Origin of the sequence: Kocuria sp. CPCC 205260 (assembly GCF_040981045.1) — a bacterium.
In the GTDB taxonomy this organism is placed as follows: Bacteria; Actinomycetota; Actinomycetes; order Actinomycetales; family Micrococcaceae; genus Kocuria; species Kocuria palustris.
Genome location: NZ_JAVKPT010000053.1, coordinates 1 through 636, shown reverse-complemented (window position 1 = coordinate 636; position 636 = coordinate 1). Strand labels below are relative to the sequence as shown.

2 pseudogenes are annotated in these 636 nt (G+C 69.7%); both read left to right on the top strand.

The features are described 5' to 3' along the window. Positions 1-356, top strand: a pseudogene (locus tag RF645_RS13090) (ABC transporter substrate-binding protein); the annotation flags it as partial. Positions 357-439: 83 nt separating this feature from the next. Then, positions 440-636, top strand: a pseudogene (locus RF645_RS13085) (ABC transporter permease); the annotation flags it as partial.

Here is a 636-nt window from a genome sequence, read left to right as displayed (position 1 = left end):
ACGAGAAGGGCATGACCGGCCCGTTCCGCTCCGGCTGGATCATGGACTACCCGGTCATGGAGAACATGCTCGGCCCGACCTACTCCACCGCGGCGCTGCCGCCGGCCGGCGCGAACGTGACCTTCTACTCGAACGAGGAGTTCGACGCCAAGCTGCAGGAGGGCAACGCCGCCGACTCGATCGACGCGGCGATCCAGGCCTACCAGGAGGCCGAGGACCTGCTCGTGGCCGACATGCCGGCCACGCCGCTGTTCTTCGGGCTCGTGCAGTACGCCCACTCGGAGAACGTGGAGGAGGTCTACGTCAACAGCTTCGGCCGCGTCGAGGTCGAGGACGTCGTCGTCACCTCGGAGTGATCCGACCCTGACCCGGGGCGCCCCGCACGGGGCGCCCCGGGCCCACCTGTCCGCGCAACACCTCCGCACACACAAGGAGACCCATGGGGCGGTACGTCCTCCGCCGTCTGCTGCTGACCGTCCCGGTGCTGCTGGGCGCGTCCCTGCTCATCTTCTCGATGGTCTACGCGCTGCCCGGCGATCCCATCCGGGCGCTGGCCGGCGACCGGCCGCTGTCCGAGGCCGTGCAGGCGCAGCTGCGCGCCGAGTACAACCTCGACGACCCGCTGCTGATCCAGTA